Source organism: Brevibacillus formosus (assembly GCF_003013405.1).
Classification (GTDB): Bacteria; Bacillota; Bacilli; order Brevibacillales; family Brevibacillaceae; genus Brevibacillus; species Brevibacillus formosus.
Map to the genome: position 1 here is coordinate 18566 of NZ_PXZL01000004.1, position 19672 is coordinate 38237.

At 49.8% G+C, this 19672-nt stretch carries 18 protein-coding genes; 2 read left to right on the forward strand and 16 right to left on the reverse strand.

The window, feature by feature from the left end:
* Positions 1-33: 33 nt before the first annotated feature.
* Positions 34-1314, reverse strand: coding sequence for a nucleotide sugar dehydrogenase (locus C7R91_RS04695; RefSeq protein WP_236697922.1), 1281 nt, complete (start codon positions 1312-1314; stop codon positions 34-36).
* Complete coding sequence (locus C7R91_RS04700) at positions 1307-2290, reverse strand: NAD-dependent epimerase (protein ID WP_047071771.1); 984 nt, start codon at positions 2288-2290, stop codon at positions 1307-1309. The genes C7R91_RS04695 and C7R91_RS04700 overlap by 8 nt, the downstream gene beginning before the upstream one ends.
* Before the next feature lie 192 nt (positions 2291-2482).
* Between C7R91_RS04700 and C7R91_RS04705 the strand changes: the two genes are divergently transcribed.
* Positions 2483-4021 (forward strand): glycosyl hydrolase family 28-related protein, encoded by a 1539-nt coding sequence (locus tag C7R91_RS04705; RefSeq protein ID WP_047071770.1) that lies wholly within the window; start codon positions 2483-2485, stop codon positions 4019-4021.
* 56 nt (positions 4022-4077) lie between these two features.
* On the opposite strand, the gene C7R91_RS04710 is transcribed toward C7R91_RS04705, so the two are convergent.
* Both C7R91_RS04710 and C7R91_RS04715 read right to left on the reverse strand, forming a co-directional pair.
* Entirely contained in the window at positions 4078-4479 is a 402-nt protein-coding gene (locus tag C7R91_RS04710; protein WP_236697921.1) for a hypothetical protein, read from the reverse strand.
* A 105-nt stretch (positions 4480-4584) separates the two neighbouring features.
* The gene (locus C7R91_RS04715; protein WP_047072042.1) at positions 4585-7554 is read right to left on the reverse strand and encodes a DNA translocase FtsK; all 2970 of its coding nucleotides are present in this window, start codon (positions 7552-7554) and stop codon (positions 4585-4587) included.
* A gap of 170 nt (positions 7555-7724) precedes the next feature.
* On the opposite strand from C7R91_RS04715, the gene C7R91_RS04720 reads away from it, so the two are divergent.
* Positions 7725-8999 carry a hypothetical protein gene (locus C7R91_RS04720; RefSeq protein ID WP_047071769.1) on the forward strand — a complete coding sequence of 425 codons (1275 nt, stop codon included), beginning with the start codon at positions 7725-7727 and terminating at the stop codon, positions 8997-8999.
* A 63-nt stretch (positions 9000-9062) separates the two neighbouring features.
* Here C7R91_RS04720 and cysC read toward each other — a convergent pair whose 3' ends face one another.
* The 12 genes from cysC to C7R91_RS04785 form a co-directional block, all read right to left on the reverse strand.
* Positions 9063-9668 (reverse strand): adenylyl-sulfate kinase, encoded by a 606-nt coding sequence (gene cysC, locus C7R91_RS04725; protein ID WP_047071768.1) that lies wholly within the window; start codon positions 9666-9668, stop codon positions 9063-9065.
* 38 nt (positions 9669-9706) lie between these two features.
* Positions 9707-10846 carry a sulfate adenylyltransferase gene (sat, locus tag C7R91_RS04730; protein WP_047071767.1) on the reverse strand — a complete coding sequence of 380 codons (1140 nt, stop codon included), beginning with the start codon at positions 10844-10846 and terminating at the stop codon, positions 9707-9709.
* A 38-nt stretch (positions 10847-10884) separates the two neighbouring features.
* The gene (locus tag C7R91_RS04735; RefSeq protein ID WP_047071765.1) at positions 10885-11601 is read right to left on the reverse strand and encodes a phosphoadenylyl-sulfate reductase; all 717 of its coding nucleotides are present in this window, start codon (positions 11599-11601) and stop codon (positions 10885-10887) included.
* A gap of 15 nt (positions 11602-11616) precedes the next feature.
* On the reverse strand, positions 11617-13074 hold the full coding sequence (gene cobA / locus C7R91_RS04740) for a uroporphyrinogen-III C-methyltransferase (protein WP_047071763.1): 1458 nt from the start codon (positions 13072-13074) through the stop codon (positions 11617-11619).
* Between the two features lie 46 nt (positions 13075-13120).
* Positions 13121-13369 carry a DUF3906 family protein gene (locus C7R91_RS04745; protein ID WP_047071761.1) on the reverse strand — a complete coding sequence of 83 codons (249 nt, stop codon included), beginning with the start codon at positions 13367-13369 and terminating at the stop codon, positions 13121-13123.
* A gap of 40 nt (positions 13370-13409) precedes the next feature.
* On the reverse strand, positions 13410-15026 hold the full coding sequence (locus tag C7R91_RS04750; protein WP_047071759.1) for a nitrite/sulfite reductase: 1617 nt from the start codon (positions 15024-15026) through the stop codon (positions 13410-13412).
* Entirely contained in the window at positions 14992-15804 is an 813-nt protein-coding gene (locus C7R91_RS04755) for a sirohydrochlorin chelatase (RefSeq protein ID WP_047071757.1), read from the reverse strand. The genes C7R91_RS04750 and C7R91_RS04755 overlap by 35 nt, the downstream gene beginning before the upstream one ends.
* Before the next feature lie 419 nt (positions 15805-16223).
* Entirely contained in the window at positions 16224-16991 is a 768-nt protein-coding gene (locus C7R91_RS04765; RefSeq protein ID WP_047071755.1) for a potassium channel family protein, read from the reverse strand.
* Positions 16992-17138: 147 nt separating this feature from the next.
* Positions 17139-17576: a DUF350 domain-containing protein gene (locus C7R91_RS04770; RefSeq protein WP_047071754.1), complete on the reverse strand. Its 438-nt coding sequence runs from the start codon at positions 17574-17576 to the stop codon at positions 17139-17141.
* A gap of 21 nt (positions 17577-17597) precedes the next feature.
* Positions 17598-18845, reverse strand: a complete 1248-nt coding sequence (locus C7R91_RS04775) for a glutathionylspermidine synthase family protein (RefSeq protein ID WP_047071753.1) — start codon at positions 18843-18845, stop codon at positions 17598-17600.
* A 4-nt stretch (positions 18846-18849) separates the two neighbouring features.
* The gene (locus tag C7R91_RS04780) at positions 18850-19110 is read right to left on the reverse strand and encodes a hypothetical protein (protein ID WP_047071752.1); all 261 of its coding nucleotides are present in this window, start codon (positions 19108-19110) and stop codon (positions 18850-18852) included.
* Between the two features lie 11 nt (positions 19111-19121).
* Entirely contained in the window at positions 19122-19568 is a 447-nt protein-coding gene (locus tag C7R91_RS04785; RefSeq protein WP_047071751.1) for a hypothetical protein, read from the reverse strand.
* Between the last annotated feature and the right edge of the window lie 104 nt (positions 19569-19672).

Here is a 19672-nt window from a genome sequence, read left to right on the forward strand (position 1 = left end):
CGCTCCAGGTGATCGTTATTCAAAGAATGGTCATCATAAACGCCACAGGCTAATTTCTGCCGGGCATGTTTCACGATTTAACACGCTTTTCACGTCCGCGATGACACCTTGCCCCTGATACAAGAGCCCGGCAAGCTCCTCCCATCCCAGGTGCAGATATCGCTCATGAGGTACGGCCAATACGATACCGTGGGCAGGCTGCAGATCTTCCCACTCTCGCAATTGAATGCCGTATTCCTCTCTCGTCCGCTCTGGACAAGCCAATTCATCTGTCACTTGGACCTCTACTCCGAACTCCTTCAGTTCCTGGACAATGTCGATGACCCGACTATTGCGAATGTCCGACACGTTTTCTTTAAAGGTAATGCCCATAATCGTGATCCGCGAGCCTTGAATCGCAATATTTTGCCAGATCATTTGTTTCACGAGCGAGGTCGCGACGAACTTGCCCATTCCGTCATTGATGCGTCGTCCAGCCAGTATGACCTGCGGATGATAACCAACACTCTCCGCCTTGTATGTCAAATAGTACGGATCGACGCCAATACAATGACCACCGACGAGTCCTGGAGAAAACGGAAGGAAATTCCACTTGGTCCGAGCGGCTTGGAGCACATCTGCCGTAGAAATGCCCAAACGATCAAAAATAATCGAGAGCTCATTGATTAAGGCGATGTTGATGTCGCGTTGCGTATTCTCAATCACCTTGGCTGCCTCAGCCACCTGAATCGAGGGCGCTTTGTGAATACCTGCCTCTACAATCAGCCCATACATCTCGGCAATCGTTTCACACGTCTGGCGATCCTGCCCTGAAACGACCTTGACGATCTGGGACAATCTCCGTTCTCGATCCCCCGGATTAATCCGTTCAGGTGAGTAGCCGACATAAAAATCAATCCCCGCCAGCTTTCCAGAAGCTTGTTCCAGTACAGGAATACAAATCTCTTCTGTTGCTCCTGGATAAACTGTCGATTCATAGACGACGATGGTCCCTGTAGTCAGATGTTGCCCAACGCTCTCAGACGCGAGAATGAGTGCCCGCATATCGGGCCGTTTCGCAGAATCGACAGGAGTGGGTACCGTTATGATAATAAAATCACACGCCGCTAGACTTGCGGGGTCATCTGTGTATGTGATGTTGGCTCGCTTCAGCTCTTCTGTCGACATCTCTCCGGTTTCGTCTATTCCGCTCTCCAGACTGCGTATGCGTCTTTTGTCTATGTCAAAACCAACCGCTGGAAGCACTTGGCCAAAAGCAATCGCGACAGGCAGTCCTACATATCCAAGACCTACTACTCCCACTTTTTTACGCATGAGCGACACCATAATAGCTGACGTACCAGTCTACAAAGCGAGATATCCCCACATCGACTGGTGTTTTTGGGCGAAAGCCTGTCGCTTCATATAAAGCTTCAACTGACGCATAGGTAGCAGGAACATCCCCCGGCTGGATGGGCAAATAGTCGCGAACAGCCTTTTTCCCCAGCTTCTCTTCCAGAATCGAGAGAAACGTAAGTAAATCGATCGGCTGGTGATTCCCAATGTTAAAGACCGCATGCGGCGCTTTCCCCCCTTCCCTTTGGGGAATTCGATTCATCAGTCGCAGCATCCCTTCGACGATATCGTCCACATACGTGAAGTCCCTCGTCATGTTGCCGTAGTTGAAAATTCGGACAGGCTCTCCCGACAAAATCGCCTTGGTAAACGTATAGAGCGCCATATCGGGTCGACCCCACGGCCCATATACCGTAAAGAAGCGAAGTCCCGTCGCAGGCAAGCCGTATAGATGACTGTAGGTATAGGCCATCAGCTCATTGGCTTTTTTCGTTGCTGCGTACAAGCTGACCGGCTCATCTACGGGATCGTACTCCGCAAATGGCAGCTTTGTATTCCCTCCGTAGACGGAGCTTGAGGATGCGTAGAGCAAATGCTTGACTCTCGACCGCCGGCAGCCTTCCAAAATGTGCAGAAACCCGGTGATATTGGAAGTCGTATAGGCATGGGGGTTTTCCAGACTGTACCTGACGCCCGCTTGAGCGGCCAAGTGAATGACAAGCTCCGGCTTCATTTTTCGGAACAACTCGTCCATTTTACTCTGATCCGCAATATCCGCTTTGATAAAACGAAAAGATGGGTACGCTTGGAGGATTTCCAGTCGTTTGCTCTTTAAGACCGGGTCGTAATACTCATTGCAATTATCTACCCCCCACACCATCTGTCCTTGTTCCAAAAGCTGTCGTGCTACATGAAAACCGATAAATCCAGCTGCACCTGTCACCAAAATCGACATACTATCCACCTCTTTGCTTATTCATACGGAGGTTCTAGGACAAATATGCCAGTGGTTGCCCAAAGTTTATGGAACACATTTTTATGTACTCCATGCCCTTTTTACTAAATGGTTGTCAACATTTGAGAAATGGTTGAATGAAATGAAAAGAAGACAATCTTGTCTACCAATTTTATGGAGGAGAATGCTTTTATGTGGATTGATGTAAAAACGCACGGAGCAAAGGGGGATGGAGTGACCGACGATACCCAAGCAATCCAGGCTGCCTTGACTGCTGCGCTGAGCCTGCAAATTCCATTATTTTTCCCTGCTGGTACCTATATCATTGAACCCAATAGACTGGAGGTCATCCTAGGAGCAGGAAAAAGCCTAGTGATGCAGGGAATCGGTCCTTTTTCCGTCTTAAAAAGGAAAGCCAATTCATCTGCCGCAGATTGGCGCTGGCTGTTCTCGATTACGTCCTCGGGTGGTGATGCTGATTCTTTTGTGGTCTCCAATCTGAAGATTGATTCCAATGCAAGAGCAAATCCGCTGCCACCTGATCCTTACGATTACGAGCATAGCGCTGATTTTTACATTCGTGGTGGGGGTCCTAGCAGCTATATTAATTACGTAGCGCTACAACATGTATGGTGTACAGATGGAGTTGCCGACCATTTTTACTTTGCCGGGGAAACGAACTGCTATGTCCGCTCTGTGCAAATTACCGATTTTTACAGCGACAACCGCAAGCGTACTCGCTCAGACATTACGGTGACGGGTGGCCTAGAACGTCTGAATGCAACGAATGTAGCGTGCGATCGTTTTGAGGTCGAGCTCAATCAAGGGTACGACGGAGCCACACCCATGTTCGTAAACCTGAGTAATATCACTTGCCGTCAACAGCTCGACTTGGAGGGAGATCTGTCCTCCCCGATGGTCGTTCAAGGTAGTCAGCTTGTTTCCCTCGCCAGCTTCAGTCTCACTGGCATGACAGGCTGTATCAGCTCATCCGTTTTTTATACCGCACCCAATGAGAAAAATCGGGTGAACTTTATGAAAAACATGACGTTCAGCAATTGTCGCTGGGTATTGCATACAACTGCACAAGGAAGCACGAAGACAGTAGGTACAGGTCTGACCGTGGATTATTCGGATGTAGGACTTGTATTTGATGGCTGTAGCTTCGAAGCCAATGATACAGCGACTTCCATTGGCGGCTACGCATTGAGCTTGGAGCCATGGGATGTGCTCGCCGAGAGACAAGTTACCGTGAGAAACTGTTCATTTGACCCTCGGCTGACCCAAAACATTTCGTTGAACCGCTGCGGAAACGTCTCTCTCATCAACAACCGTTATTCCGGCTCTGACCACGCGATCATGCTCTACGGCACCGGAACGTACCCATTGGTAGTCACCGTGGATGGTGGCGACTTCACTCAGGTTACCGGAAAAATGTTTTATCACAAGACTTCGGATAAAATAACCCTCTCCATGAAAAACCTCCCTGTTCCTGTTTCCCTCACTAGCGGCTACAAATCCGAAAACTCTTCCTTTATCCCAACTGTTTCCATCAACGAACGTGTTGTGTATGTCGCAACAGCCCCCAGCGCCTCCGTCAAATACGGCGGTATCAAAGGCGATACACTGCGCTTGATCACTCCTGTAAACAATCAACCATGTGAATGGATTGCCACTACGACAAATAAAACAGCCTGCACCTGGCTAGTGACCAAAACGGCCAAAAGCTAAGGGGAATGAAAAACATCCATCTGGCCCCTCGTTGTGGGATAGATGGATGTTTGTTATTAGGCAATACGCTCCAAATCGGGATTGTACCGTTTCAAATAGGTATAAATTTCTTCCCCAAGCAATTGCGTTCTCACTAGCTCATTTGCCCGCTCACTCAAATGCTGGGTGAGTTGATTGACACCATTTTCGATGCGTCTTTTGGCAGCCTCAGGCAGTGTCAATACATGCGGTACGAGCAATTGCAGGTACCAAACGCCCTTTTCTTCCTCGGATACATCGATTTCCAGTTCCATGTCCGAACTGTCGAAATCGTACAGCTGGTTAAAGAGCGACTCCCTTTTTTCCAGCGTCATTGCGGCAATGTCGATTTTTTCCACGCTCAAATAATACTCTTCATTGAACAAGACAATTTTGTCGTCAATTTCCTGATACTTTTTCGCCAGCGGATTCATCGTCATCGATCCTTTCCATCTCACATCTATCCTATAGCATACTACCTTACTGAATATTTAGGCAACTCGTCCGTTTAGAAAGGGCCTTGCTCCTTGCAAGACCCTCGTTTTTTACAGGAGTGACGATCCCTCCACTACGGCTTGTGCGTCCTCCTTGGAAATAAGGACAGCGCGAGCCTTACCGCCGCTTTGGCCTCCGACGTACCCATCTGCCTCCATCATTTCGATGAGACGGGCAGCACGGTTATATCCGACGCGGAAACGGCGTTGCAATCCAGATGCAGATGCTTGACCCTGCTCAGCCACGAACACGAGTGCTTCCAGATACAACGGATCATCTCCGCTGTCAAACGATGCAACCTGCTGCTCCAAATCTTCTTTGCTGAAAATGTACGCAGGCTTTCTTTGCTTTTTGATCATGTGCGTGATTCGCTCGATCTCGTCATCCGAGACGAAGTTCCCTTGCAGACGAACGGGAGTCGTGCCGCTCTCAAGGAATAGCATGTCCCCTCTACCCAACAGTCGTTCTGCCCCAGATTGATCGAGAATCGTACGCGAGTCAACTTGGGAGAACACGGCAAAAGCAAGACGAGTCGGTACGTTTGCCTTGATGTTTCCGGTAATGACATCTACGGATGGGCGCTGTGTCGCCAGAAGCAAATGAATACCGCAAGCACGTGCCTTCTGAGCGATTCGGATAATGCAATCCTCGACATCCTGCGGCGAGACCATCATCAGGTCTGCCAACTCATCAATGACGATCACGATATAAGGCAGTTGATCATCTGTCGTCTGATTGTAGCGGTCAATATCGCGAACACCCGCATCTACGAACAGCGCATAGCGCTTCTCCATTTCTTCCACGGCCCACTTGAGAGAAGCTGTTGCCTGCTTGGCCTCGGTCACGACAGGTGTAATCAGATGCGGCAAATGATTGTATGGCGCGAGCTCCACCATTTTCGGGTCGATCAAAAGCAATCGCACCTGCTCAGGAGTCGCCTTGTACAGCAGACTGACGATGATCGAGTTGATGCAGACGCTTTTACCCGAGCCTGTCGAGCCGGCAATCAACCCGTGCGGCATCTTTTTAATATCCGCAATAATCGGCTCTCCACCGATGTCCATACCGAGTGCGACCGCCAGCGGAGATGAATGCTCCTGAAACTTGTCTGAGCTGATGATCTTCTCGATTAATACAGGCTGGCTGGACATATTCGGGACTTCGATTCCGATGGCATTGCGTCCTGGAATCGGCGCCTCGATGCGAATATCTTTGGCAGCCAAATTCAGCTTGATATCGTCGATCAACCCCGTAATCTTGTTCACTTTTACGCCGGGAGCCGGTTGCAGCTCAAAGCGTGTCACGGATGGGCCTTTGACAATTCCTACGACCTGAGCGCTGACATTGAAATTCGCGAGCGTCTCCTCCAATAACAGCTTTTGAATTTGGGTATGCTCATCGTCGTCATCGCTGACCGGCGGGCTCGGATTCAGCAGTCCCAAATCCGGCAAGGCGTATGGCGGCTGTGCAGACTCTGCTCCTTGGTCCGCTTCATTGGACGGGTCTTTTACCGGAGCTGACGCAGGCTGCATCGCCATGGATGCCTGAGGGATGTTCACGGGCTGTGCAGCGGATGAAGCAGGGATCGGTACGGTTTCTGGTAAGGTTTCTGCAACCGCTTCTTCAACTGGTTCTACAATTGGTTCCACAACTGATTCCACGATTGGTTGAGCAATGGATTCAGGCTCAGTTGGTTCTGTTTGCTCGGTTTGCTCGGTTTGCTCTGGCGTATCTTCGAAACCCGAACTCACTCCTGCTGAGCTTAGCTCCTGTGGTGAATCTACTTCTGCTCTCTCTAGCAAACGGCTAATTGCAGCTGCATAGGCAGGCTCCTCGACGCCTTCATTCTCATTCTCCACCTGCACTACCGCACTACGTGTAGTAATCAGTCTATGCTCGGCTTCTTCAAGTGCTTGGCGCTCTTCCATCGTTTGAGAGTAGACTGTAGGTTCTGGTTGCCCAATAAACGCAGCTTCCTTCTCTTCGGGATTTACAGTCGCCATTGATTCTGCGAGTTCGCTCACTTCTATTTGTGCCTCTTCTTCCTCATGCACTTCAGCTACAGTCTCTTCGACTTTTGGCTCGAATGCATCAGGATCAGAATCTTGCTTATCTGTAGCTTGAAACTCCGCATCCAGCAGCATTTCTTCTGCTTCTGCTTCTGCTACCTTCTCCTCCAATTGTACGGAAACAGCAACCTCACGTTCTGAATCAAGCACTTCGGTCACAGCCGTCTTTGCAGAAGCATTTTCTTCTTCGTTATGTACAGAATCATTCGCAACAAAAGCATGCTTCGGTTCATTTTGCTCAAAAGAAGCAGACTCTTGCTCCTCTGGAAAATACCGCTCGCTTATCTCTTGTTCCCACTGCTTCATCTGCTGCAAATGCTCTTCTTGCTCCAAACGCGGGTAAATGATTCCCGCAGTTGTATGGATCCGATGCTCTGCCTCGCGCGTCGCCGGAGTAATTTTCCCATAAACAGGAGAGACAATTTCAGACGGCTGGTAGGCACGCTTTTCTTCCGTAGAAAAAACGGGTCTCGTTACTTTTTCCGCTTCTTTTTGCGGCGTACGGATTGGACGCTGCGGTATCTCGATGTTGTTTTTGACAAGCTCAGGCTTCTTTTTCTCGAAAACGGGCTCTGTCTTTGTTTCCAACACGCGATCATTTGGTGGCCGCATCGTTTCACGTTTGGGCTCGAATCGCTCACGAGGTGCCTGCTGGCGACTGCGTTCATTCGATTCGGCAGGATTCTCGCTACGATTGCGCTTCTTCTCCAAATAGTCATCCGGGACAACTGGAAAACGAAATTGACGCTCTCTTCTTTGACGCACATTGTCTTCTATATCTCGATTGTCTACCCGTTCTTTTGGGTATATGCTTTTTGTTCTCGCCTGAGGCTGACGGGGAGCGGGATTACCTGCTGGGTTACCGGTACCTGCCGGACGGCCTTCTTCCTCTATTTCTTCTTCTCTTTCTCCCTGAAAAAAGTTCATCAGCTTTTGAAGCCACGACCACATGTTGCAACGCCCTTTCTTCACTAACCATCTTCTCCCCTTCATTTTACCACGAAAATGAGGCAGAATTAGCTGGATTGTGATTTTTTTCCGTTTTTGCGAAACCTTTTCTCTACTTGTGCGTAGAAGAAAGGGGGAATAAAAAAATAATATACATAGGGGAGGAACACATCATGTGGAAAAAAGGTAGCGCTCTTCTGGTAGCAGGTACGGTACTGCTGACCGGTTGTGCAGGCGAGGCATCCCTGGTGCGTGATTCTATCGTAGCGACAATTGACAAGCCAAACTACGATTTTGAAGGCACCTTGAAGCTGACAGGCGACGTTGAGAAATTGCCTGAAGCATTCGGAGAACCTACTGACAAAGAAGGCCAGGCGTTGTTGTCTGCTTTGAAAGCAGGTGTAACAGTAAAAGGCTCCCAGCTGGATCTGGACACTATGAAGTTTGAAGTGGAAGTAAAAGACGACAAGCTCCTGCGCGACAACAAGCTCTGGACAGGTGACAAAAAAGCATCCGTTGAAACGATCATTGACGAGGATAAAGTATACGTGAAGTCTCCGCTGGACAGCAAATACTTGGTAATCGATTCGAACGCATCCAATCCTTTCATGGCTGAGTTTGGCGGCTCCGATGCTGCTAACGCTGCGAAGCTGAAAGAATACCAAGACAAAATGAACGACCTTACTTTTAACTTTGTGAAAAAGTATGTAAGTAAATATGGCTATACATTGGCAGACGCGAAAAACCATGGCAAACAATCCGTTACATTGCCGAACGGTGAAAAAGTAGAAGCAACTCATGTAACTGTAAAAATCGACGCAAAAGAATTGGTAAAAATGTTCTTCTTCACAGCTAACGATGCAGTAGCTAGCAAAGAAGTAAAAGATTTCGCGATCGATATGATGGTACTGACCACTTCCATGACAGAAGATCTGTATCCGGAACTGGGCAAGAAAACCACAGAAGCTGAGAAGCGCGCAAATGCGGAAGCAATGGTAAACGAAGGCATGGCTGAAGCGAAAAAATGGTTGGATGAAACAGGTAAAGAATACACACCTGAAAAAATCGTAGAAGAAATGAAAAAAGAAGGCTTCCACAAGCTCGCTTGGAATCTCGACTTCTACATCGACAGCAACAAAATGCCTGTGAAACAAACAAGCGATCTGAGCGTAACTTTCCAAGCTCCTGAAATGAAGCAAGCTGTAACAATTGGTCTGGCTGCTGATCAATATGCATACAACTTCGGAAAAGCAACCAAGTTCAGCGCGCCAGCAAAAGATGCTGGTCTGACTGTAGAACAGCTGGTAAAAGATGAAAAAGCAATCAACAGCTTTAGCGACAAAGGCTTTGTTCGTCCAATCGCTCAAAGCATGGTTGATGAACAAAAATGGATGGAAGAATTGGCTGAGGATATGGAAGCTGAAGAAGCAGCGACCACTACGAAGTAATATTTTTCCTCACGAAAAAAGCACGGCGCCTCTCGCGTCGTGCTTTTTTCCCTATCCATAACTCTAAAGAATCTTGTGCTTTTCCAGGTATGTAAGGACAGTCTGGACAGCTTCTTCAATCGTCTGCTTGTCGCTCTCAATGACCAACTCCGCTTGAACAGGCTCTTCATACGGTGCTGATATCCCCGTAAACTGACCAATCTCCCCACTTCTTGCTTTTTCGTATAGTCCCTTCACATCCCGGCGTTCGCACTCTTCCAATGAACATTTTACGTATACCTCGATGAATTCTCCTGCCTCTACCAAATTGCGCGCAAGCTCCCGGTCTTCCCGATACGGAGAGATAAACGCGGTCAAGGTAATCAAGCCTGCATCTACGAACAGCTTCGCGACCTCGCCAATTCGGCGAATATTTTCCCGTCTGTCCTCTGTCCCAAACCCCAATCCCCGGTTTAAGCCGTGACGTATATTGTCACCATCCAGTACGTAGCTGGCTAGCCCTCTTTGATGAAGCTCATGTTCGACTGCGTTCGCCAACGTTGATTTGCCGGCACCAGACAGCCCTGTAAACCATAAGACACAGCTTTTGTGTCCCGCACGCTTCTGACGGTCTTGCTTGGTTACTGTCGTCGGATGCCATACGATATTCGCGGTACCCTCTCTACTCATCGTCTCTCCCCTCTCTTACAACCGATTTTTTCAGCGGATTAGACGGACACCGGTCGCAGCCCTTCGATCAATACCCGCGCGACTTCAGGACGGCTAAATTCGGGTGGCGGAGCCTCGCCGCGCGACAGCATTTCCCTCACCTTCATCCCGGACAGCGCGACATGATGCTCGCTATCATGTGGGCACGTTTTGGCAGAGGCCATGTTTCCGCAGGTCTTGCAATAAAAGCTGTTCTCGAAAAATAATGGCGTAATCCCTAGCTCCTCTGGCTGGAACTGGCGGAAAATATGCTGGGCATCGTAAGTCCCGTAATAATTGCCAACACCAGCGTGGTCCCGGCCTACAATAAAATGAGTGCAGCCGTAATTCTTCCTCACCAATGCATGAAAAATCGCTTCCCGCGGTCCTGCATAACGCATGGCAGCCGGGAACACGGCCAACTCTACCCGGGTAGCCGGATAGTATTTTTCCAGCAATACCTGATAGCTGTTCATCCGCACATCAGCAGGGATGTCATCTGCCTTCGTTTCGCCCACGAGAGGGTTCAAAAAGAGACCATCGACGATTTCGAGAGCTGACTTCTGGATGTATTCATGCGCGCGGTGGACTGGGTTGCGTGTCTGAAAGCCGACAATCGTTTTCCAGCCCTTCTCGGCAAATCTTTCTCTCGTTTGTGCCGGATCGAAGTGATAGCTGGCAAAACGCCCTTTTTCAGTGCGCTTTACCAATGTAATCGGGCCAGCCAAATAAACGGCGGGACGCTCCAGCAGCTTTTTCACTCCGGGATGATTCGTATCGTCGGTGCCATAGACGAGCCGGGCTTCTCGCTCCTTGTCAGGTGAATATATATCGGTGATTGCAAGAATGCCATAGATCGTACCCTGATGGCTCAACCGCACCTTGTCTCCGATCTGCAAGGCTCCTGCGACAGTGGTCGAGACCGGAAGCGTAATCGGGATGCTCCAAACGGTACCATCTGCCAGCCGCATCTGCTCAACGACAGAAATATAATCCGCCCGATTCAAGAACCCTTCAAGCGGGCTGTAGCCTCCAATCCCGATTAACTCCAGATCTGCGAGTGCAAATGCATCTATCTCCACTTCATGCGCAGTCACCGACAGGTCTGCCTGTGGATCAAAACGGTTCACCAACTCTCCCCCGTGAGGTTTCCCACTCATACAAAAGCCCTCCTATCCTTGGTTTGTTCTCTTTCTCGTTACCTTGCGAGATGCAGACCACATTCCGTTTTCCCTGCTTGCGCCCAGCGCCCTGCCCTCGAATCCTCGCCCTCTTTTACAGGACGTGTACAAGGAGCGCAGCCGATGCTTGGATAGCTCTGATCGTGAAGGGGATTGTACGGCAATTCAAATGCTCGGATGTACTGCCACACTTCTTCCGCCTTCCAATGGATGAGCGGACAAATTTTTAGTGACTGGAATTTTTCATCGCGATTGATAAACTCGACATTCGCTCTCGTGGCTGACTGCTCTCTGCGTAGTCCTGACATCCAGGCAACCGCTCCGGTCAGCACACTTTCCATCGGCTGTACCTTGCGGATATGGCAGCACATATCCGGCTGCCTGCTCCACAATTCATCGCCATGGAGGTCTGCCTGCTGTGCCAGCGTGATATCCGGCTGCTTGACCGTTAGCCGCAGCGCAGGATACCTCGCTCTCACCTGCTCAATCAAGCTGTACGTCTCGGAAAAGTGGAGATTGGTATCCAAAAATGTAACCTTGGCATCCTTTTTCACATCGCTGATCATATCGAGCAGCACCATGGCCTCGGCCCCAAAGCTACACGAATAAATCAAATCATCCGAAAACGTCTTGTATGCCCATTTGATTACGTCTATGGTGTCGCCCTTTGCGAGACTATTATTGATGGAAACGAGTTGTTCCACTGTCGCTGACGCATAATTCAGCTGGCTCATGTGCCCCCTCCTTGATCATTTAGCGTACGACTCCTTCAGATCGTTTATATTGATTGCGTTATCTGCATGGCTGCTCACGAATTTCCAGCCCATTTCTCTCGCTGCATCTGCTGTTTCCTTTCCGACACATACGATCGGTGTCTTTGACCAGGCATCGCCAGCAAATTGCGCCAGCGCTGACAGCGTATGGACATCATCCGTGGCTAGCCAGTCAAATGAGCAGCCTGCCTTTTTTGTACTGGGGTTCTTCCCATCCCATTCAAGCGTCCCCGCTTGGATCACTTGAATCACCTTGCCGTGGTCCAGCGTGATTTTTTGTGGCTTCCCTTCCCCTGCGTAAAGCACCTGCTCTTCTTTTTCCAAGGCAAGCAGGTCGGGGAATGCCAGCAGAGATGTGTTTTCATCCAGCACCAAGTCCGGAAATATCCCCTGTTTCTCGAAAGCCTCAAAAGCCCGTTGTCCACAAACAGCCAGCTTGCTCGTCAAGCGCCGCACATCGTAGCGTTGTTGTCGCAGGGCAGAAGTAAAAAAGGATACTTGCTGCGCATTCGCGAACACGAGCCAACGATAAGTCGCAAGCGCTGTCAGTGGTGTATCAAGCGTGCAGCGTTCGATCAAAGAAATCGGCATGACTTCGGCGCCCAACTGTTCCAAGGCAATTACGAGCTCGCTATTTCCTTCATCGCTTGCTCTTTTTGCAACGGCTACCCGTTGCCCGAACAAAGGGCGTGATTCGTACCAGTTCAGCGATTCCCGCAGACGGACGACCTCCCCCACGATAATGATAGCAGGTGCGGCAAAACGAGCCTGCTCGACTTCCTTATCTATCGTCCCGAGCTTGCCGATCACCGTCTTCTGCTCGCGCACCGTCCCCCAGCGCACGAGAGCTACCGGCGTATGGGCGTCTTTTCCATGCGCAAGAAGGCGCTCCCTGATACGAGGCAGATTTTTCACACCCATGTAGATGACCAACGTTTCCATCGAGGCGAGAGCAGCCCAGTCCGGCTCCTTTCCGGCATTTTTTTCACACAAGTGACCGGTGACAAATGCGACGGAAGAGTTGTAGTCACGATGCGTCAGCGGAATACCCGCATAGAGGGGGGCAGCCATCCCGGACGTAATCCCTGGGACGATCTCAAACGGAATAGAATGGTCACGGCACATCTGCGCTTCCTCTCCTACCCGCCCGAACATGCTCGGGTCCCCGCCTTTCAGTCGAACGACATACTTCCCTTTTCGGGCTTCCCGAATGAGCAGGAAGTTGATCTCTTCTTGCGGCAATGTATGATGATCAGCCTCTTTCCCGCAATAGATAAGGCTGGCGCCCTTTTTTGCGTATGAGAGAAGCTGTGGGCTTGCCAGACGATCGTACACAATCACATCCGCGAGACGAAGCGACTCCATGCCGCGAATCGTCAGCAGCTTGGGGTCACCAGGCCCTGCCCCGACAAAAACGACTCTGCCTGTGTTCATTGCGAATCCGTCCTCCTTGCTGCTCTGTTCCTTCACAGGTAGAGTCCTAGTTGTATGAAGCAAACGTAGAGGTTTCCACTACGTACCCGACTCCTTGGCGTCCGAGCGGCTTCTTTTCCACCAGGCTCAGCTCTTTGATACGAGGTGGGGCTATCGTATGTCGCAAGAGATTGTTCTCGGCTGAAGAAAAGGCTCTCTCATCCGTTTTCGCAATAACCACAACCGTCAGTAACCGCCCTTCCTCCAGCACGGCTTCCAGCTTGTAAAGATAGCTCTCTGTTTGTTCCTCTCTCATGACATGTCCCCTCCTAACCTGGCTATTTACCACACAGGCATTACGCTGGTTGCAGAATGGAGTCAACCTGCGCTTGGATATGGGAAAGTCCTACCCGCTCCACGTAGCGCCAGTATGGTTCGCCTTCCTGACGATCCGCCTTGTACAGCGTGATCAATTGGGCAAGGAACGGCCCGAGTCTATCCACCGTAATCCGCGCGTTGAGCTTGCGGTTGAATTGCGGCTCCTCCAGTGTCCCGCCTACGTAGATGTCAAACGCCTCTACCATCCCGTTTGATGTCTTGACCAATGCGCCTTGCAGGCCGATATCCGCAATTTGCCGCTGACCGCAAGAATTCGGACAACCAATCATATGAATACGCAGTGGCGTATCGAGCACAACTGTATCATCCAAATATTGAGCCAGCGAACGCATCCGCTCCTTGGTCTCCACGATCGCCAAATTGCAATATTCTGTACCCGTGCACGATACGGCATACCCGACAAACGTATTGGGCCGCAATTTGAAACGGTTCACAATAAGCGGCTCATTGCGGAAAGCTGCGACCTTTGCTTCGGGAATGTTGCGAATCAGGACATTTTGCGTGTTACAGGTGCCAATCGTCCCATCGCCATATTCGTCCGCCAGACGGGCAAGCTCATTTAGTTCTGCTGCACTCATCCGCCCAACGGGAACAGATAAACCTGCGTAGTACAATCCTGCTTGGCGCTGCTCATTAATACCGTAAAAATATCCGCCATTCCAGCCCGAGGTTAAATCGATACCACCCGGCTCAAGCTCACCAACCAGCTCCAGTAATTGCTCCTTGAACTTTTCCGGTCCCCAATCAGCGACCAAGAACTTAAGACGTGCATGCGTACGTTTTTGACGGTAGCCGAAATCGCGGAACAGAGTCGTAACTCCCGCCGCTACTTTGACGACATCCTCTGGTCGCACGAACACATCCAGTCGCTTTGCCAAATATGGCTTCGCTGACAAGCCGCCTCCTACCCACACATGAAAGCCGATTACTTCCTCGCCGGCTATGACTTTTTGGGCCGGAGTGAAAGCTAGGTCGTTGATTTGCGCATGCGCGGCGTTATGAATATTGGCAGAAATCGATATTTTGTACTTGCGTGGCAGATTAGAGAAGTCGCGATTGAGCAAGAAGAATTTTTCTAACTCCGCTACGATGGGGCGCGTATCCAGCACTTCATGTGGATCAATTCCTGCCAGTGGGTTCCCCATGATTTGCCGTGGGCAGTCTCCACATGCTTCAAAAGAAGAAAGCCCGACTGATGCGAGCCGATCAAAAATGTCAGCGAGCGATTCAACCGTGAGCCAATGAAATTGCACAGCCTGACGCGTGGTCACATCCACCAGATTACGTCCATAATCTTTCGCGATGTTGGCGAGCACCCGAGCTTGTTCACTGCTCAAAATGCCTCCAGGTATGCGCACACGCATCATGAAATGTCCATCTTTTGGCCGCTGCTGATAGACGCCTGCCCATTTAAATCGATCCATGTCAGAAGATTCAATCGATGCAAATCCTTCTTTGGAATAGGTGTTTACGATCGTCTCGATGACGTCCAGTCCGTCTTTTTCCAGCTTCGTAAACTCCATTTTGTTGAGGGATGGATCAGCAGCCCACTTCCACTGCTTTCTCTCTGCCATGCTCGTACATGCTCCTTTGTGTAAAGATGTCAGTTACCAATGCCATTCGAATCGATTGACTCATCCAGTCCGCAATCAGTGGATGGGGCAAGTACGCACTGCCCTCATAGCGATAAGCCAAGCCTGCAAGCCGTTTCGGGATTGCTTGTCGCGTAAAGTAACCTTGGCTGACGAACAGAGGAAGCACGAGGACATCTCCTATTTTTGCCAGTAAACAGGCTTGATCGTACAGTGTATCGGGCCTCAATGTCGCATATCCGGCAGCGGCAAATTGGTAGCGGTTTTGCAAGCGGAATGTCAGACGCAAAAGCAGCTTTTCCCAGCGCTCATGACATCCAGGCAAGTCACTGCCGTGCCCGACGAGCAACAACGCCTCCTGATTCGGCAAGCGTGATAGATTTGCGATTCGCTCTGCCACGATCTGCTCGACGTTTGGGTGATCCTCCAATGGCGGACACCAGAGAATTCTTGCCTGAACGGGAACACGAATCAGGCCTGTCTCTCCTGTCGGCCATGGGTCTAGTCCAAGCATCGCGCGGATTTCCCCAACATGATTGCTTCCTGCCGTGGCGAATAGTGGAACGACGACAATCGTTGTCGCTCCTGATGCTTCCAGACGTTTCACTTCATCGCTGATGCTTCGTCCTTCCACTCCTCCCAAGTAAGCTACCCGAATAGGCAAATCAGTGCGGCATTGCCAAACGGCTGATTCCACCAACGCCAACCAGTCAGGATCGGGTGAACCGTGAGCAATTACCAAAGCCGCTGTTTTCGCCATCGGATAACCCCCTTAACCAAACTTATTTTGTAATTCATATATGTTTACTCGGAATTATAATTGGGATGGATTGCGTCGTCAATAACAAAATCGTATTTCACTTGAACATAGTGGTTTTGTCGTGGCTGTTGTGGGGGAAGAAGTTCATTTCCAGTCTACGCTTCGGCCTACGCCCCGCTAGGGGGATTGACTGTCCACTTTGAAATGAATGGCGGGAGCGCTTCAAACGTAGACCTTTCGAAGAAGGATTCCATAGGTGAAGCTGAAATTCCCCGCCATTCATTTCAAAGCTTAGTCGGGCTCCAGAGGCACTTGGACTGGAAATGAACTTCTTCCTACGCAGCTTTTTAAACATTTTGAAAGTGATTCAAAATGGGAAAGAAAAAAACTGCCAGGCCTAATACCTGACAGCTCTCCGCTTATTCCTCACTCTTTTTCCTCGTTCGACGGTACAGCAAGTCCATACTTTCTTTGAGCGTCTCATACTCGCGCTCGGTCAAGTTTTCGATGTGTTGGATATTTGTGATCGCCTGCTTTTTGATCTCTTCTGTCAAGCGATCTTTCTCATCCCGGCTTTTGCTTTCATGTGTCTCTGTCCAATGGGTAGCAAAATTCGCCGTCAAGGCTCCAAGCATTCCGATCCCCGTTACCATCAAGATCGCCGCCATGATCCTCCCACCTGACGTCACAGGCGAGATATCACCGTAGCCGACTGTCGTAGTTGTCACAATCGACCACCACAACGCATCCGGGAAGCTTTTGATGTTTTCGTTCACACCGTACTCGAGCAAATAAATAGCAGTCGAGCTCCACAGCATGATAATCGTGACGACCCCAAATACTTGACGCATCGGACCTGAACGAATGATTCCCAATAAAAACGGCGAAGCACGCACGATGCGCACCAGCCGAAGCACGCGCATGATTCTGGCCAAATACAAATAAGAGTCCAATGGAATCATTGCGATCAGATCGAACCAGTTGGCGAAAACGAATTTTCGTTTGTCTTTCGCCCTCCATAGCCGGATCAAATACTCGGCAATCAGCAAAATGATCAGCCCATTGTCTACCTTGTTCATCAGTTCATCAGTCAACAGAGGATGATTAGAGAAGTCTGCGAACAACAGGATTGCATACGTAATCACTAGCATAATGATAAAAATCTCATACATGACGCGCCAGAACAAAAAAACTCCTCCCTGTGCCCATAAGTGCCTGTTCAAAATATGATCGGTTCCGCATCGAAAAAGAGGCGGGAACCTGAAGCGGGAGGAGCTAAATGTAGAGAACCTACACGAGCACCAGACTTCGAAGGTGAACGCCTCTTTCCATGCTTAGTAGCTGATCAGCGCAGCCATCAACAAGCCCGCTGCAATACTCAACCGCGAAGCGAAAATACCGACAGATACGTTTCCGTTCGGAATTTCAGACACGACTTTAAATGGTGTGACCCATTCGAACAAATAAAAAATGATGACTTGAAATACCATTCCTACAATACCCCAGATGACCAAATCCCACAAGTTAACAGAGTGGTATACAGCCGAAGCAAGAACGATTGCCAAACCGATAATCTTGCCTCCCAAATCGTGCGCGGCTGCTTTTGCCGCTGCCATTTTCTTCGGATCGTCAGTCTGTGCTCCTTGCTTGATCAGATCAAACTCCTTGTAAGGAGTCGTAATCGTAAACACAAAAATCCCCACAGCCAATATCGGAATAGTCACTGCCAAATACACTAAAAAGTTTAATACGTAATCCAATTGTCCCAACATGTAAGTTGTCCTCTCCTTTCGCTACTTGTCTATGCCGACCGGCAAATAATATGATAGGTTGTTTGTAATCGGTCCCCCGACACGGGCTACAATTGCCGATGCCTCTGTGCCGATCCAAAAGGACCCCCAGAGCAGCCGTCCAGCATACGCTCCCTTCATCGTCTGAACCGTTATTTCTGGAAGCTCCACCCGTTTCTGATAAATCATCGGCTGCTCCCAGTAAAACTCTTCCTGATCCTTTTCTTGCAGCGTACCATCTGACGCAAACAGCATGACACCGCCACCTTCCCGCCCAAAAATCGGCTTCGTGACGTAGTCCTCCCTGCCTGCAAACCGATTTTCAAAATAAGTCGGCAGCATGTAAGCTTCGATGATCGCGTGCTCCTCTTCAGTGAAAAACTCATTTGCCTCATGCAAGTTCCAGATGAGCGCCTGCAAAGCCTTCGTCTGAATGAGAAACGCAGAAGGAGGATTAATAATGGCCAGCTTTTTGCGGGCAATCAACGATAGCACATGCTCACCAGTCGGGTAGCCATCTTCATCCTGTTCTTCCGCCAGCTTTTCCAAAGCATGCAGGCGGTACAGCACATCGACTGGCAATAGCTCCTCGTTCTCCTTTACATAGAGCCGATCTTGCCAAACACGCAAATGTTCCAAAGCGGCAAACCGGGCAGACAGACCCGATTGGTTCAATAAATACATTGTCGTTCCCTTGTCTTCCTCATGCCAGTCGAGCGAGCTAAACCAGATAGAATCCGTATCATAGCCTTTCGCCCGATACGCGTCGACCACCTTGCTGAATGCCGAACGCAACTGCCGCTCCATCCCTTCATTCGGGTCCTCGCGCAAGAAATGGCGACAAGCACGACCGTTCACATAAAAAGCCTCGACGATTCCTGTAGGGGTATCGCTGTTGCACTCGAGCATCTTCAATCCTTCTGTCGTCTGGGCAAAATCAAAGCGTCCAATGACAGTCGGCACCATTTGGGAAACAACAATCCTGACTGCCTGCAATGCCTGCTTTGGCACTCCTAGTTCCAACAACAGGGAGTCCTCTGCACGCTGCAATACCGGAACGACCTTGGTAAAAATTTGCCCAAGCCGCTCGGTTGCCATCGCGATTTCCTCTCGAAAGGAGCGAGGGATCAGGTGGATATCATATAGCGCATACTCCTCGCCATACATCCAATCCCAGGTAAATACGCCCTCTTCCCGCATCGGGCCGTACAGCGCCTCTCGTTCTCGTCGGTTATGGTCTTCCACTTCCATCACCTCACCCGGAGCTGGAATAGCCCGAGCTGCCGATACCGCCCTTGGAGCTGCTCGTGCTTATCCCACTCGATACTCCGGATTTGCTCTTGTAAGACCTGTAGGTAGAGCTCGAACCCCCACTGCTGCTGCTATCGTCACAATAGCCGTCATTGTCATTATCGTAGCAATCATCATCATAGTCGTCCCCGGAAGAACAACCGCTGATCGCAAGTGCAGCTGCGACGAACAGACCGACTACTTTCTTCGACTTCGTTTGTGCCATTTTTCTTCCTCCTACACTGGCTTCGCGTAGTAAACATAAACCTGCCGATCTTCATCCACCTCGGCCGATGTCTTCTCCCATTCGCGTCCATTCACGTACAAATAGTCGCTTTGCAGATGCAAGAGAGCATCGTCATCGTCCTTGAAATAAAACGTGTGTACAAGCGGATAAACGCTTGCATTTTCTTGATATTCACGCATTTCGATCTGGATGCTGCCCCAGCGTGCAGACACAGCCTCCGCGTAATCGACAGCTTGCTCTTCTGTTGAGCGCTTGACGTAAATGACATACGTGCCGTTTTCGATTGCACAGGACGTCTTTTCATAAACGACATGCCCCTTCACCAAATAATCGCAAGCGAAACGCAAGGAGACCTCATCTTTGTTTACATTGTCGTAGTAAAACTGAACAGGGTATCCCCTCGCCTCATCCAGCAGCCGATATTCCATTCGTGCCATTTTTCTCACCTCTTTTACCTATTACAGAATAGCAAATCATTCGCAACAATTTTATACGTGCGCCGAAACATTTGGTTGCCAATAAATGAAAAGAAATCCAGCTG